The organism is Paenibacillus sp. J22P15 (genome assembly GCF_056269345.1).
Genome location: NZ_JBWDNT010000005.1, coordinates 195,190 through 210,388 on the forward strand (window position 1 = coordinate 195,190; position 15,199 = coordinate 210,388).

A 15,199-nucleotide genomic window follows, 5' to 3' on the forward strand; every position below is an offset into this window, starting at 1 on the left:
AAGCCAATCAGAGGAGGATTTTCAACTCGGAGAGGCAATCACTTACAGCCTTAAGTAGACAGCTTTTCGAACATTCTTTGATTTTTCTTGTAAAAACTCTTTCGGTGATTTTTGGTTATAACGTGCTTTTGTATACGTGGCGTCCACAATGATGGTTTTTCTTTTGATGATTTCTTTTATGATGAAGTTTAATATAGTGGTAGGGCTTTATGGGAGAAGTATATTGTACCCAAAATTGAAGAAAACAGATAGGGGGTTACCTGCAGTTGTTCGATCAGCATCGAGTGAGATAAACGGGGCAGCTTTTTATGCAAAAATAGTAATTGTTAAATTTCTAACTAGGAGAAATATCTATGAGACTATTGCATAAGCTTTTTCGCCTTATCGATTTTAGAAATCAACTCAAGAAGAAATTGATTTTTTCGTATCTCGTCCTCCTTATTCCGGCGCTCTTAGTTCCGGCTTATTTGTATTACGACAAATCGGTTGAAACTGTACAGACCGTGCTATCGCAAGACATGTTAGAAATGGTAGGCGTTATTAATGCGAATATCGAAAACTATATGGATGATGTAGAGAAGATTACCCTAACGCCTAACTATTCTATAGAAATGCAAGAAACACTGCAGAGTTTGAAGTATAAATACGGCTTAAAAAGAGCGGAGGCAGAGGAAAAACTGTTTAATACAGTGGATGTGTTGATCGGGCTTCGCAGTGATATTCTCGGTATTTATATATTTGATGATACGAATAATAAATATTATAAAACTTCACGGAGTGCGATAACCCCGTTTTATTCTTTTGTTGGTCAACCTTGGTATAAAAAAATGAAAGAGCTTAAAGGGGAACGAGTAATTATTCCTACACATAAAGCGGATTACTACGTTACTGAAACACCAAAGTATATTTTATCAATTGGGCGAAGCATTATGAGTAAAGAAGATGAAAATGAAGAAATTGGCTTAATTTATGTTGATTTTGACTTGAGTGCATTTCGAAAAATAGCTTCTGCTTTTCAAAATAAAAACGAGAATTTATTCTATATTGTTGATGGAGACAGAAGGCTAGTATATGCAAGGGATGAAGAGAATTTAGGAGAACCATTCCAAGCGACGTGGCTGCCTGAGCAATTGCCAATGGATGTATCGAATAAGATTGAGATCATTGATGGTCATAAGAAATTGATAACCTACTATTATTCTGAATCCGTGGGTTGGTGGTATATTACTGTAACGGATCTAGATCCACTTCTAAAACCTAGTACGACAGCGATTAAAAATGCAACCTTGATTATTACGATATCTTCCTTATGTATATTACTATTGATTTCCCTTATTTTTTCGTCATCCATTACATCGCCGATTAAAAAGCTGTATTCTGCCATGAAAAAAATGGGCAACGGAAGCTTTGTGCAGATGAATGAAATTAAATCGAAGGATGAAATTGGTGCTTTGATGCTTGCTTACAATGACATGAGCAACAAAATATCCGAGTTAATTAATACGGTGTATAGAGTGTCGATTAAAGAAAAAGAAGCTCAGTTAATTGCTTTGCAAGCTCAAATAAATCCACACTTTCTATATAATACGTTGAACTCGATAAGTATGATGGCGGAAGTAAGAGGAGTCTCAGAAATTAGTGTGATATGCAGATCTGTCGGTGATTTGTTTCGTTATAGTATAAATTCGGGCGTACATACGGTGCCGCTGCGTGATGAAATCGAAAGTATTCGAAATTATATGACGATCCAGAGTATCCGCTATGACAAACGAATAGAAGCAATCTTCCAAATTGATGAAACTCAATTGGATTATCAAATGCTGAAGTTTTTGTTGCAGCCAATTGTTGAAAATGCCGTCCATCATGGCTTGGAACCCAAGCAAGGAAAAGGGATGCTCATCGTTAATGTACAGCGGGAAGGGGAGCATCTGCTTATTAAAATCTTTGATAACGGTATTGGGATTGCAGAGGAAAAAGTTCGAGAAATTACACTTGCTCTGGAAAGTGGAAAGGAAGCTTTCAGTAGTGATCCTCCGATCCGGATCGGGATTGGTATCAAAAATGTACATGACCGCATTCGTCTTTGTTATGGTATGCTCTATGGCATTACCCTACAAAGTAAGATCGGTTCAGGTACTTCTGTCCAGATAAAACTACCATTGATATCTATGGAGGAGATGCATCATGTCTAAAATATTAATTGTTGATGATGAAGTTTGGATGCGACGAGGGATTAGAAAGATACTGTCTTCATCTTCTTATAGGATAGATGAGATTCAAGAAGCTGCTAATGGGGATGAGGCGCTTCAATGCATACGGAGGATTAACTTCGACATTATATTTATGGATATACGTATGCCTGGGATGGATGGACTATCGTTTATTGAACAGGCCAAGGTTGTGTTGCCTTCGGCTAGCTTTATCGTGGTCAGCGGTTATAATGACTTTGCCTATGCAAAAAGGGCGATTAATCTTGATGTTGTGGACTATTTATTAAAACCAATTGACAAAAGTGACTTATTAGATGCTTTTGCTAAAGCTGTCAGAGTACAAAAGCAGGAGATGATACAAACGATAGATTCGGATCATATCATTCTGGAATCATCATTGAAAGAAAAGCTTGTTCTCGATGTGATCGAAGGACGCTATGATGTTTCGAAAAGATTATCCCGATCTTTAAATGCAGATTTAGAGACATGTCATTTTGCTTGCATATCTTTTCGCATTCAAGATTCCGAAACGATTATTAAAGGTAAGGGAAATACGGAAATAACGTTGATTTACTACATTATGAGCAATTTTATGATGGATCTATTCGGAGATTCGCTGGAAGGCATCGTTTTTCAACACGCTGGAAGTTTGCATGTGATCTTCTACAACGATTACCTGCAAAAGGAAGCCATAGAACCTCTTCTGAATGAATATATCACTCGTGTGTTTGAATGGGTCAAGCGTTTGAAATTTTTCACGGTGAGATGTGGAATAAGTGCTCAGCATCAAAAAATATCAGGCATTAGCAGAAGCTATCAAGAGGCCGTTCATGCCTTGATGTATTCCGTCTTTATGCCTGATAGAAAAGTAACGAGGTATGAACCGTTCATGGATGAAGACAAACATATTCAGTATTCTTATGAACTAGAGAAAGAATTGTACAATCAGGTTGTACTAGGCAGTCAGATCGGGATTTCGACATCGATAGTGAAAATAATAGACAAGGCCTTCTCAGAAACCAAATCCACCAGAACATTACGACAAATGTTAGACATGTGCTGGTTGCTAGGGGAACGCTGGTTGATTGAGAATACAGATCACACTCCTCTTCCAATGACTTATGCGGATTTTACAACGAATCCGATGCAATACGATAGCTTGGATCATATGCAACGGGTGCTCACAAATCATTTCAGTTTGCTGAGTTTGGCTATTAATAAAAAGACACAGTCAGACGGAAAAAGAGCGGTTGTAGAGATGATGGAGTATGCACAAAGCCGCTATAACGTGAACATTTCCTTGACGCAAATTGCCGGTCAGTTGTATATGAATGCGACCTATTTGAGTGATTTGTTTAAAGAAGTAACTGGGCAAAGTTTTGTTTCCTATATTACCTCTATTCGTATGACTAAAGCTGCTGACTATTTAAAACACCAGGAAATAAAAGTAAACCAAATTGCATCACTTGTCGGGTTTGAGGATCAACGGTATTTCAGTACGGTGTTTAAAAAAACGTATCTTATGACACCAAGAGAATATCGTAATCAATTTCAGGAAACCAAATAAATTCGACATTTCAACCAAAATTAATTACCTATTATCGAAATAAGGAACTTATTATAATCAACCTGTAACATCAATTTTCTTGGGAGGTCAAAAAATGAAAAGAAAGTCGCTTTCGTTATTATTAATTTGCGTGTGTCTGTTCACGATGACTTTAAGTGCATGCAGTACGAATAATAATAATGCTTCGTCGTCAGGTTCGGATAGAAACGCAGGGAAAGAAACTTCTAAACCAACAGATGTAGCAGCTGAAAAAGTTACACTGCGGATTGCAACCGTTTACACACCTGATCATCCATTTGGACCAGCTATTGCTCAAATTATTGACGATTTCATCGCAGAGCATCCTGAAGTAAGTGTTGAGAGAGAATTCATGCCGGGCGAGCAGCTCAAAACGAAATTAAATGTTGATTTAGCAGCAGATAACTTGCCTGAAATTTTTGTCGCTTATCCTGGTAACAATTATGGTGAAACGGATATGGCACAGGCTGGTAAGATACTGGATCTGTCAGAGGAGCTAAATGCGGATACGAAATGGAAGGACGGATTTATCTCAGGCGCGTTGGATAGCTACAAGTATGGTTTGCCGGGTAATTATGCTGCTCCAATCGGGGCATTTGGCGTAGGTTTCTTCTACAATAAAGAATTGTTCCAGAAAGCCAATGTACAACCACCGACTACTTGGACGGAATTGCTTGATGTGATTAAGGCGCTGAATGCAGAAGGAGTTACACCATGGGGTATCGGAAATGCTGATACTTGGAGATCTGAGCATTTATTCTCAGTTCTTTCCTTGAAATTAAGTGGGACACAAGCGGCGATTGATGTCGGATCAAGAGCAATTCCTTACAATTCACCAGCTGTAGTCGATGCATTCGATAAAATGATCGAACTTGTAGATGCAGGTGCATTCGGGAAAAACTATATAGGTCTGGGCTATGCAGGGGAAGTTGCTGATTTTAATAATGGTAAAACAGCAATGAGACTTTCAGGCTCTTGGACAGCAGGAGAAGTAGGGGCAGCAGATGCGCCGGAAGGCTTTGCAGATAAAGTGGGATTCTTCCCGTTTCCAGTTATCGAGGGTAAAGAGGAGTTTAAAGATGCTTGGATGGGCGGCACCTCTGACGCATTTGCCATCTCTAGCAAGGTTACAGGCCACCAAAAGGATATGGCAATTGCATTAGTAAAAGCCTTAACAAGCGCTGATGGAGCTAAATTGATCTCCGAGACAGCACATGATTTGACAGCGGTTAAAGCAGATGTAGATCCAGTCAAGGCGGGGGCGTTGATCGCTGAAATTACAAAGGCAATGACAGTAGCTTCAGCGTTTGGCGGCGACTTCGCAGCGCCGGAAGTAAACAAAGCAGTGAATTCTAAAATCTATGAGTTGACTCAATCCGTACTTGCTAAACAGACGACACCTGCTGACGCGGTTAAACAGTTGGATGACGCTGTAGCAAAAAATAAATAATAAAGCAATCGATTAATAAGATAGATGTAAAAGTTAATGAGCATTAGCTTTTACATCTATTTTTTTCAAAAAAAAGGAGTTGGAATTACAATGGAACGGATTCGCAAGCAATATTTTCGAATCGCGCTGTTTCTTCTGCCCGCGCTGTTATTTTATTCGGCACTTTTGGTTTACCCGATCGGCAAATCATTTTTTTTATCTTTCCATTCCTGGGATGGAATCGGCGGCATCGATATGGATTTCGTTGGACTCCAAAACTATATACAAGTGCTATCGGATCCTGATTTTTGGAAACCTTTTAGAAATACCATATACCTCATGGTATTGAATATTGTCATTCAAATTCCTGTGGGATTTCTGTTAGCTGTCGTGTTAAATTCCAAAATAAAAGGGGTTCGTTATCTGAAAGCCTCATTCTTTATGCCAGTTATCTTATCCGCTACATCTGTTTCGTTGTTGTGGAAGTTTATTTTGTACCCTGGCGATGGACTCGTTGATAGACTTCTAACCAATATTGGACTTGAGAGCTTCATACATCCCTGGTTAGCTGATCCGAGCACGATATTGATCGTGATTATTCTTATTAATTGCTGGCAGGGGCTAGGGATCGTCATGATTATTTTTTTGTCAGGACTTGTTTCCATTCCTGAAGATGTGTTGGAGGCTGCGGAAATTGATGGCGCTAACGGATTCAAGAAACTATGGTTTATCGTGGTTCCAATGATTTGGAAGGTTCTTGAAATAAATGTTATTTTATTACTCATTGGATCATTAAAGGCATTTGATATAATCTATGTTCTTACTAATGGCACTGGTGGCCCGGGACATGCAGGCGATGTATTGAGCACGTTTATGTTTTCCGAAGCATTCAGCAATGGTCGGTTTGGTCCAGCAAGTACAGTGGCAACGATCATCTTCATAGTTGGATTTTTCTTAACCGTTCTCTCAAGCCGCGTGATGAAACGTGATACTTTAGAATACTAGGAGTGAAAACCAAATGCAGACTATAGGGGCAAAACAAATAGATATTGGGAAGTTGTTGGGGTATATCGGAATATTAATCGCCTCCGTTGTATTTATTTACCCCTTGATTTATACGCTTCTTGCTTCATTGAAGACGAATAATGAAATTTTTACGAATTACTTTGGTTTTCCTGAAACCCTTCATTTCAAAAATTACGTTTCTGCATGGGTAAAGGGGAATATGGGAAAATATTTTTTAAATAGCTTGTTTGTTTGCGGGACTTATGTCATCACCGCAATCGTATTTTCAACTATGGCTGCTTTCGTATTAGGCAGAATAAATTCTCGATGGCTAACAATCGTATTTTACTTTTTTGTAGCAGGTATGATGATTCCGATACATGCTGTATTAGTTCCGTTGGCGCAATTATCTGTTACTTTACAGGCTTCTAACAGCTATTTATTTTTGATCTCTATTTATATCGCAGGTGGTATTCCCTACATGGTATTTGTTATTACAGGCTTTATGAAAACATTGCCTGCTGAACTAGAGGAAGCAGCCATCATGGATGGAGCTGGAATCTGGAAAATCTACTACATGATTATTTTGCCGCTCTCCAAGCCAGTCATTTCCACGATGGCCATTCTAGGATTTCTATCATCATGGAATGATTTGATTCTTGCTATGATTTTCATCAAAAAAGAGGCAATGCGTACATTGTCGCTTGGGTTAATGAATTTTACAGGTTTATATACAACGGATTACGCTGGACTATGCGCAGCAATCATCATTGCGAATATTCCAACCATTATTATTTATTTATGTTTACAAGAGTATGTTGAGAAAGGTTTAACATCAGGTGGTGTAAAGGGGTAGTGATGACGATGGCCAGAAATAAATTGAAGTTGATGTATCCGGCTTCTTGGTGGGGGGCGAAATGGAGAGAAGCTCTCCCGTCCGGTAATGGAGTTATTGGCGCATCTGTTTATGGTGGTGTTCATAAAGAGACCATACTTTTGAATCATGCAGATCTTTGGTGGCAAGGGATTACACCGGAATTACCTGACGTTAGCAATCAATTGCCCTTTGTTCGTGAACTGCTGCAACAAGAGAGGCCAATAGAAGCCGATCGTGTCATTCCGGATGTACTGAGTCAGGCTGGCTATAATGCACAGCACGCATTCCCATTACCCTTAGGGAATCTTCAAGTTCGAATGCAAGGAAAGCATGCCTTTCAAGATTATAGCAGAACGCTCAGCATGGACACAGGCGAGGTGACGGTTTCTTGGTTGGATGGAGACGTCCGATATGAAAGAGTATTGTTCGTGTCACGTACGGATGACGCCATTGTTTATGAGATTCGAAGCTCGGAGCCAGGGTGTATCTCGTGTCAACTGGATTTTGGTTTACATGATGAGTTCGGGGGGGTTAGAGCAGTTGATCCGGATGTGCTCGCACTAGCTGAGGGGATGGAAGTCTTGGCGCAAGAGGAATTTCTTCTATATGCTGTTCGTAATGATAATGGCATGGATTTTGGCGCTGTTGCCAAAGTTTGCACGGATGGAGGGAATCTTTCTTGTAGAAACGGAGCAATACAAATCACAGATTCAGATCGGGTGTTGATTATCGTCAAATGTTTTGCGACGGGAGAGCGAAATTATCAATGGCTACAGCTCAAAAATGAATTAACTCTTATCAATTTGGACTACGCTGCGCTACTAGATAGGCACATGCGCGAGCACTGCCGGTTATTTCAGTCGATGACATTTCATTTATATGCTGAAGATCATGATCGATATAACGAAGAGTATCTTATGGATGCCTATAGAGGGAAAGCTTCTTTGGCTATGATGGAGAAGATGTGGTCTTTTGGCCGATATTTGCTTGTGTCTAGTACGCGTGAGGGTGGAGAACCATGTCATCTTTATGGACTCTGGTGTGGTGAATATAAAGCATTATGGGCGTTCCATATGGTCAATGAAAATTTACAAATGATCCATTGGCAAGCGTTAAGTGGAAATATGCCGGAATTGCTTGTTCCAGTTTTTGATTATATGGATAACAAGATGGCAGATTTCAGAATGAATGCCAGACAGTTGTTTGGTTGCAGAGGTATCTTTATTCCAGCCCCGACTACACCGGAATCTGGGCTGTTGAAAATCATCTATCCTCACATTGTGCATTGGATTTCCGGTGCGGGATGGGTGGCGCAATTTTATGCCAAGTATTATCAGTACACCTTGGATGAAGATTTTCTGCGTCGAAGAGCGTTGCCTTTCCTTTATGAAGTGGCATTGTTCTATGAAGATTATCTGACTTTGGACGCCGATGGAAAGTATGTGATCAGCCCTTCGGTTTCTCCGGAAAATACACCGGGCAATTATGCCAAGGCGAACATTCTGTATGATCTTGAAGCTGTGGACGTTATGGAGACGACGGTCAATGCGACGATGGATTTTGCTATAGCGAAGGAAGTGCTTTCGAATTTAGTCGCTTTAGCTCCTAAAGCCGGCATGTTCGAGCATGTGATTGGCAAATGGGAGGAGATGTTAGAAAGAATCCCGTCATATCAAGTGAATGAGGAAGGAGCTATCCGCGAATGGATGCATCCTCATTTCCATGATAATAATCTACATCGTCATCTCGCCCATGTATACCCCTTATTTCCTGGTTCAGAAATCGACCCTGATAGTAAACCAGAGCTTTATAAGGCATTTGTAAAAGCTGTCGATAATCGCTTCGACGAAGCAAACTTAATCGAACAATGCGGATGGTCGTTTATGCATACTGCGAATAGTTACGCTCGGATTGGTGAAGGCGACAAAGCGCTAGCATGCTTCGATAAGCTGTGCCGTTCATCTGTCCTCGGCAACTTCTTTGTTCTGTGCAATGATTGGCGAGACATGGGGCTGACCATTGACTTACCTTGGGCGCCTTTCCAGATTGATGCCAATATGGGCTGGAGCGCTGTTGTACAAGATATGCTGATGATATCTACACCGGGGAAAATACGTATTTTGCCGGCTCTACCTGATAGATGGATACGCGGCGAAGGAGGGCCCCTACTCGCTGATGGCGGTATCGAGGTTTCGATCAAGTGGGATTTAACTCAACAGGAAGTACAAGTGACATTGAATGCAACTAAAACGGATCAAACGATAGAGTTGATAACGGCAGATCAAAGAACACAGGTTGAGCTTAAGTTCAAATCACCTGTTACATTTATGTTTGTGCGGAGGTTAAGCGATGATACAGCTTGAAAAATATGAATGGTGTGATTTTTGGTGGCAGGAAGCACAGCAGCAGGATGAAAAAAGGGTGCTGCTGGTAGGAGACTCGATTACTAGAGCTTATCGCCCCTATGTAAATGAACAGCTTAAAGGCCGAATTTTTGCAGATCAGCTTGCTACTTCAAAGGGAGTGGATAACCCGGCCTTCTTATTTGAACTGGATTACATGCTCCAGCAAACAGATTATCATTATCAAGCGATTCATTTCAATAATGGATTACACGGCTTGCATTTATCTAGGGAGCAATATGAGCGTGATTTGGAGAAAGCTATTCAGCATATTCTCAGCCGAATCAACCATACCCATCTAATTCTGGGACTCACAACACCTGTAACTAAAATAAACCTTACAAATGAAATTAATGCTGAAGTGAATGATCTCGTTGTGAATCGAAACCATGCCATGCGGCGATTGGCGACAAAATATCATTTAATGATTAATGATTTATACACGCCCATGCTGGGGAAAAGTGAGTATCGGGAAGATGATGGGTTTCACTACAATCAGCTGGGTCAAAGGGCACAGTCAGAAATCGTAGCAGAGAGCTTGCTGTCAGTAGATGGGTTATAGCCATGAAATATATACGTAAGCGTCAAACAGCCCCCACCTTGTTTTCAAGTTGAGGGCTGTTTCTCTGTAGCTTCGTTTTTAAACACTCGACAAGTCAACGACAACGACGCCGACCAAGGAAGCAGCTTGTCCAGCACCTCCGGGTCATCATCTCCATCTGGTCGGAATGCGTCTTCTCGCTGGAAGCGCTGGCTTGCGGCCACTGAAAAGTGCCGCGCTCCAGCCTGCGGTAGTATTTCGAAGGTGGGAGAGTTTGACGCTTACGATTTAAAAGGTCTCGTTTTGTGAATCCGAAATAATCAAACAAAAAAACCAAGTTTTTTTGATTAAATTTAAGAGTTGATTGCGCTATTCTGTGAGGGAGGAGTGCACACAAACTATGTCTAAATAAGAAAGGATAAACAAGATGAACCGATTATCTTCCCGAGTAAAAAAGAGGTATATTCACATTTTTTGCGTTTTTCTCATGCTTGCCGGTATCATTAATACCGAGCTTGGCATAGTGGCGCACGCAGAAGCCGGTACCCCGGCAACAAGTATGCAGATCTATGTTTCTCCTGCAGGTGATGATGCGACCGGCGACGGCAGCGAAGGCAACCCGTACCATACTATTTCCAAAGCACAGGCAGTATTGAGGGCAAACAAGCCCAGTACAATGACAGAGAACTATGAAATCATTTTGCGCGAAGGCACCTATGTGCTGGACAATACGTTGACGCTGACATCGGCTGACTCCGGCAACAACGGCTTTTACGTGGTATACCGCGCCTACGCTGGCGAGCATCCCGTGATTAGCGGTGGAAAAAAACTTACTAACTGGGCGCAGCACAATGGGAACGTTTACAAAACATCTGTGCCCGCTGGCTTTGATACGCGTCAATTGTATGTAAGCGGTGTCAGAGCCAACCGAGCGCGCAGCGAGATTAATCCAGGCGGATTTTCCAAAAACAAAGCTGCAAAAGCTTTCAATCTGCCAGCTGCTGGAATATATGCTAATATGGCGACTTGGGGCAACCAGGGAAACATCGAACTGTACACACCATGGAATTGGAAACACACCCGCCTGGCAGTAAAAGATATTTCTGGCGGGAAAATTAACGTAGAACCTAAGAGCTGGGATTTTGCACATACTCAGGCAAGTTATACAGGCAGTTCAATCGTGCATATCGAGAATGCATATGAGTTGTTGGATCAGCCTGGTGAATGGTATTTGGATCGTACCGCAAATGTGATGTATTATATTCCGCGAGCAGGCGAAGACCTGGCCAGCGCTGAAGTGATTGCAGGACATCTGGAAACGATCGTTTCCGCGGATGGAACAGCTGAAGCTCCAGTAAAATACATTAAATTCGATGGTATCACGTTCAGCTATAACACATGGCTTCTTCCTAACGGCGAGTTGGGATATCCTGATTTTCAAGGTGGTTCCATCTATGCTAACGAGCCGTGGGTTAACGAGCAATGGTACACGGTGAGCACCATGACCCCAGGCGCATTGCAATTTTGGTATACAAAGAATAGCATCTTTCAAAACTGTACCATCACACATACTGGAAATGCCGGTATTGCTTTTCGAGAAGGTTCCACTGGTAATCTGATTACACGAAATACAATCAGCGATACTTCAGGTAATGGAATTAATGTAGGCGAAATTACGCTTGATGATCACAAGGGAGTTCCTACGGCAGGTATTGTAAAGGATAATACAATTTCTCACAATACGATTACTAAAGTTGGCGCAGAGTTTATCGATAATGTTGGGATCTTTGCCGGCTATACACAGAACACGGTCATCGACCATAACGATATCTATAACATTCCCTACACTGGCATATCTGTGGGCTGGGGCTGGGGTTATCTTGAATACGTACTTAAATCCCCTCCTATTTCAAAAAATAACATCATAAGCAATAATCTCATTTATGATTTTATGAAAAGCTCGCATGATGGCGGCGGTATCTACACGCTTGGGACGCAGACTGGCACTAAAGTTTACAACAACTATTTATACAATATTGGAAACACAAATTTTGTACTTTACCGTGACAACGGCTCTTCAGGCATAATTGATACAAACAATGTGGTGAAGGGTACGGGAACGTGGTATTTCTCAACCGACGCGGGTGTGCCATATCACAGCTTTAACAACAGCAGCTACTTTAACTACCACACAGCAGGCATGAAGGATAGACTGACTTCTCAAAACATAAGCACTAGAAACATTCCAGTAGAAGACGGCGCTTGGGATGCAAGGGCACAATCTATAATGCAAAATGCAGGTGTGAACGGCAACGACGCTGACAACCCTTCTGCATACTTTATCAACATAACTGATACGACTAGGATAGGGATGTGGCATTTAAACGAAACTGCTGGATCGACTGCAGCAAACCACTTAACAGGAGGCATTCAAGGAACCGTTTCCGGAGCATCTCAGTGGGTGGATGGCCAACAGCTTAACGGTTTGCAACTATCAGCGGATAGTGCACTGATGATTGCCGATACCCGAGCAACTATTGCCTATACTGCGGCCTTGTGGGTGAACTTAGATTCGCTGCCTGTCTCAGGATTGCAAAATATTATTGCAAAAACCAATGGAGACGCCTCAGTAATATCTCATCAATTGGCTGTCGACGCAGAGGGTAAAGTTCATGCGCGTCTGAATGGTGTGGATGTCGTCTCTGCAGACTCTATTACGCCTGGTGAGTGGTATTATATGGCACTTACGGCAGATTCAAAGGGTTCATTGAACCTATACATTAATGCCGTGCAACAGGCCACATCCGCTGTTAACGATATTCTCTGGAACAGCGATGATCAGAAATACATTTCAGGATACATTTCTGATAACAATCCTGGCATTGAAGGCAAAGTAGATCAAATTAGAATTTACGGCAGAGTTCTCACTGCGTCGGAATTGCAGGACATTTATCATAGCGAGTCCGGTCTTGCAAATCTTGCACTGTTTGGTACGGCCACCGCATCTTCGATCTACGGCGTAGGCTATGAAGCCGAAAAGGTTATTGATGGCGACAGTTCAACACGTTGGGCAGCAGCAAGCGGACGTGCAAAAAATGAGTGGGTGACTGTAGATTTAAATAATGCGACTGACATTCAAGAAATTGGAGCTGAAATTTATAATATTAACAGTAAGTTAATTAAGTATAAGTTTGAGTACTCTATAGACAATACAGAGTGGAGTACATTCGGGGATGAAGAGTATGCGACTACAGGCGAAAGAGTGTTTGTATCCCTAGATGCTCCTTTGAGTGCCCGATATATTAAATTAACCATATTAGACTCTTCCAACACAGGCTGCAATGTTCGTGAAGTGAGCATATATGGATCCAAATTTGTCAGGACTCCAAGCCTAGTTGTCGAAAATACGACAATTGCATCCGCAGAAGTGGGATACACTCCTGCAGCGCAGGCGATAATCATTTCAAATAGCGGAAATGGTGATGCAACGATCACTTCTGTAACGACAGACAGTTCGAACTTTGCGATAAGTGGCAACGGATCGACTGTACCTTCGGCAGGCTCTATCAAATCATGGACCGTACTGCCGAAGGCAGGCTTGGCTGTCGGCACTTACACAGGAACAATCACAGTCACCTACGATGGCGGAAAAACAGCGAGGGGAAGTGTAAGCTTTACTGTAACTCCGCGCTTAAGTACGCCGATTTCTCATGGTAAGACAGCTACAGCATCATCATTATATTCTGCTGCTTACGATGCCTCCAAAGCAGTAGATGGCGATGCAACAACTCGCTGGGCTCAAGCGGCTGGGGCGGCTGATCCTTCGTGGCTGAAAGTTGATCTGGGAGATCAATACGAAATTTCTTATGTAGATACGAAAAAATATCTATTCAGTAATAAGCCAATTAAGTACAAAATTGAATATTCAACCGATGACATCACATATTCCATGTATGCTGACAAAACTGATAAATATTCAATTCCGGGTATTGATCGTAGCCAGGATGAAGTCACAGCGAGATATATGAGAATTACTTTTGTTGATACTCAACTACAAGGTGGAAGTTTATTTGCATTCAATGTATATGGTGTCTTATCAGTAGTAGATGAGACGGTACAGGAAGTGATAAACGAAATTGCAGCCTTGCCGGTGAAGTCCCGGGTTACGTTAGCGAATAAAGCAGCTATACAAGCAGCGAGAGCGAGCTATGATGCGCTCGATGCAGCACAACAGGCGCTTGTGGGCGATATTACGAGGCTGACTGACGCAGAGCAAGCGATCGCGGATCTGGAAGCGGTAACGCCGCCGGATGCGGTCACGATAACCGGACCGCAATCCGTGCAGACGGGCGGCTCGTTTAAAGTGAAGTACGGATTAAGTGAACTGTCGCAACAGATTTTTGCCCAAGATATTACGATTGAATACGACGCGAATCTCTTTGACTTTAAGAATGCCGCCTCATTAATTGAAGGGGTAAGCATTGTGGAGACGAAAGAACTGTCGGCCGGTGTGATGCGCTTCATTATCGCGAGCGAAGGATCGGCACATGCCGTCGCGGAGGATGCGGATATTCTGGAGCTGACGTTCGAAGCGAAGGACGTGACGAGCAGCCAGATGGGAACGATCGCCGTTTCCGAAGCGATATTGAGCAACGGCAGCGGGCTGGAAATCGAAGCCGAACCGGCGGATATGCAAATCGAGGTCACGCAGCAGCCGGGCATGCCGGGCGACTTTAACGGGGATGAGAAGGTAAGCATTGGAGACTTGGCGATGGCAGCCGCTCATTATGGCAAAGACAAGGAAAGTCCGGATTGGGATAATGTCCAGAAATTCGATCTGCATAAGGACGGCAAAATCGACATTATGGATCTTGCGAAGATTGCATCTCTATTGATGGAATAATAGGGGATTCAGCCAAACAAAGAGGTCCATGCGCAGCGCATGGACCTCTTACTATGTACGCTCAGCATGGGTGTCATCTCGAATCATAAGGAGCCGAATAAACGCCGCGGCGAACCAGTCTTTTGAAGGGCTGGTTTTTTCCATACATAATTTTCTTGGACGAAACCGTGGTGGGTTAGAACTATGGGGAAATAAAGAATCTCATTCTGCTTTTGGAAACTAATTTATTCAAACCGAAGATGTTACA

At 42.2% G+C, this 15,199-nt stretch carries 9 protein-coding genes; 8 read left to right on the plus strand and 1 reads right to left on the minus strand.

Annotation, left to right across the window (positions count from 1 at the left end):
- Positions 1 to 353: 353 nt before the first annotated feature.
- The 7 genes from AC0YN6_RS14550 (at position 354) to AC0YN6_RS14580 (ending at position 10,070) form a co-directional block, all read left to right on the plus strand.
- Entirely contained in the window at positions 354 to 2,192 is a 1,839-nt protein-coding gene (locus tag AC0YN6_RS14550) for a cache domain-containing sensor histidine kinase (RefSeq protein WP_475747665.1), read from the plus strand.
- Entirely contained in the window at positions 2,185 to 3,777 is a 1,593-nt protein-coding gene (locus AC0YN6_RS14555) for a response regulator (RefSeq protein ID WP_475747666.1), read from the plus strand. Before AC0YN6_RS14550 ends, AC0YN6_RS14555 begins: the two co-directional genes overlap by 8 nt.
- 94 nt (positions 3,778 to 3,871) lie before the next feature.
- Positions 3,872 to 5,245: an extracellular solute-binding protein gene (locus AC0YN6_RS14560; RefSeq protein ID WP_475747667.1), complete on the plus strand. Its 1,374-nt coding sequence runs from the start codon at positions 3,872 to 3,874 to the stop codon at positions 5,243 to 5,245.
- Between the two features lie 90 nt (positions 5,246 to 5,335).
- Positions 5,336 to 6,229 carry a carbohydrate ABC transporter permease gene (locus tag AC0YN6_RS14565; protein ID WP_475747668.1) on the plus strand — a complete coding sequence of 298 codons (894 nt, stop codon included), beginning with the start codon at positions 5,336 to 5,338 and terminating at the stop codon, positions 6,227 to 6,229.
- Between the two features lie 13 nt (positions 6,230 to 6,242).
- Positions 6,243 to 7,085, plus strand: a complete 843-nt coding sequence (locus tag AC0YN6_RS14570) for a carbohydrate ABC transporter permease (protein WP_475747669.1) — start codon at positions 6,243 to 6,245, stop codon at positions 7,083 to 7,085.
- A gap of 8 nt (positions 7,086 to 7,093) precedes the next feature.
- Positions 7,094 to 9,469, plus strand: a complete 2,376-nt coding sequence (locus AC0YN6_RS14575) for a glycoside hydrolase family 95 protein (protein WP_475747670.1) — start codon at positions 7,094 to 7,096, stop codon at positions 9,467 to 9,469.
- Positions 9,456 to 10,070 carry an SGNH/GDSL hydrolase family protein gene (locus AC0YN6_RS14580; protein ID WP_475747671.1) on the plus strand — a complete coding sequence of 205 codons (615 nt, stop codon included), beginning with the start codon at positions 9,456 to 9,458 and terminating at the stop codon, positions 10,068 to 10,070. Before AC0YN6_RS14575 ends, AC0YN6_RS14580 begins: the two co-directional genes overlap by 14 nt.
- Positions 10,071 to 10,114: 44 nt before the next feature.
- On the opposite strand, the gene AC0YN6_RS14585 is transcribed toward AC0YN6_RS14580, so the two are convergent.
- Positions 10,115 to 10,273, minus strand: a complete 159-nt coding sequence (locus AC0YN6_RS14585) for a hypothetical protein (protein ID WP_475747672.1) — start codon at positions 10,271 to 10,273, stop codon at positions 10,115 to 10,117.
- A gap of 203 nt (positions 10,274 to 10,476) precedes the next feature.
- Here AC0YN6_RS14585 and AC0YN6_RS14590 point away from each other — a divergent pair, with 203 nt between their 5' ends.
- Complete coding sequence (locus tag AC0YN6_RS14590) at positions 10,477 to 14,952, plus strand: discoidin domain-containing protein (protein WP_475747674.1); 4,476 nt, start codon at positions 10,477 to 10,479, stop codon at positions 14,950 to 14,952.
- Positions 14,953 to 15,199 lie beyond the last annotated feature (247 nt).

Excerpts from the sequence above, each read along its gene's own strand:
- AC0YN6_RS14570 (WP_475747669.1), top strand. The coding sequence starts at position 6,243 with ATGCAGACTATAGGGGCAAAACAAATAGATATTGGGAAGTTGTTGGGG.
- AC0YN6_RS14590 (WP_475747674.1), top strand. The coding sequence starts at position 10,477 with ATGAACCGATTATCTTCCCGAGTAAAAAAGAGGTATATTCACATTTTT.
- AC0YN6_RS14560 (WP_475747667.1), top strand. The coding sequence starts at position 3,872 with ATGAAAAGAAAGTCGCTTTCGTTATTATTAATTTGCGTGTGTCTGTTC.
- AC0YN6_RS14580 (WP_475747671.1), top strand. The coding sequence starts at position 9,456 with ATGATACAGCTTGAAAAATATGAATGGTGTGATTTTTGGTGGCAGGAA.
- AC0YN6_RS14555 (WP_475747666.1), top strand. The coding sequence starts at position 2,185 with ATGTCTAAAATATTAATTGTTGATGATGAAGTTTGGATGCGACGAGGG.
- AC0YN6_RS14575 (WP_475747670.1), top strand. The coding sequence starts at position 7,094 with ATGGCCAGAAATAAATTGAAGTTGATGTATCCGGCTTCTTGGTGGGGG.
- AC0YN6_RS14550 (WP_475747665.1), top strand. The coding sequence starts at position 354 with ATGAGACTATTGCATAAGCTTTTTCGCCTTATCGATTTTAGAAATCAA.
- AC0YN6_RS14565 (WP_475747668.1), top strand. The coding sequence starts at position 5,336 with ATGGAACGGATTCGCAAGCAATATTTTCGAATCGCGCTGTTTCTTCTG.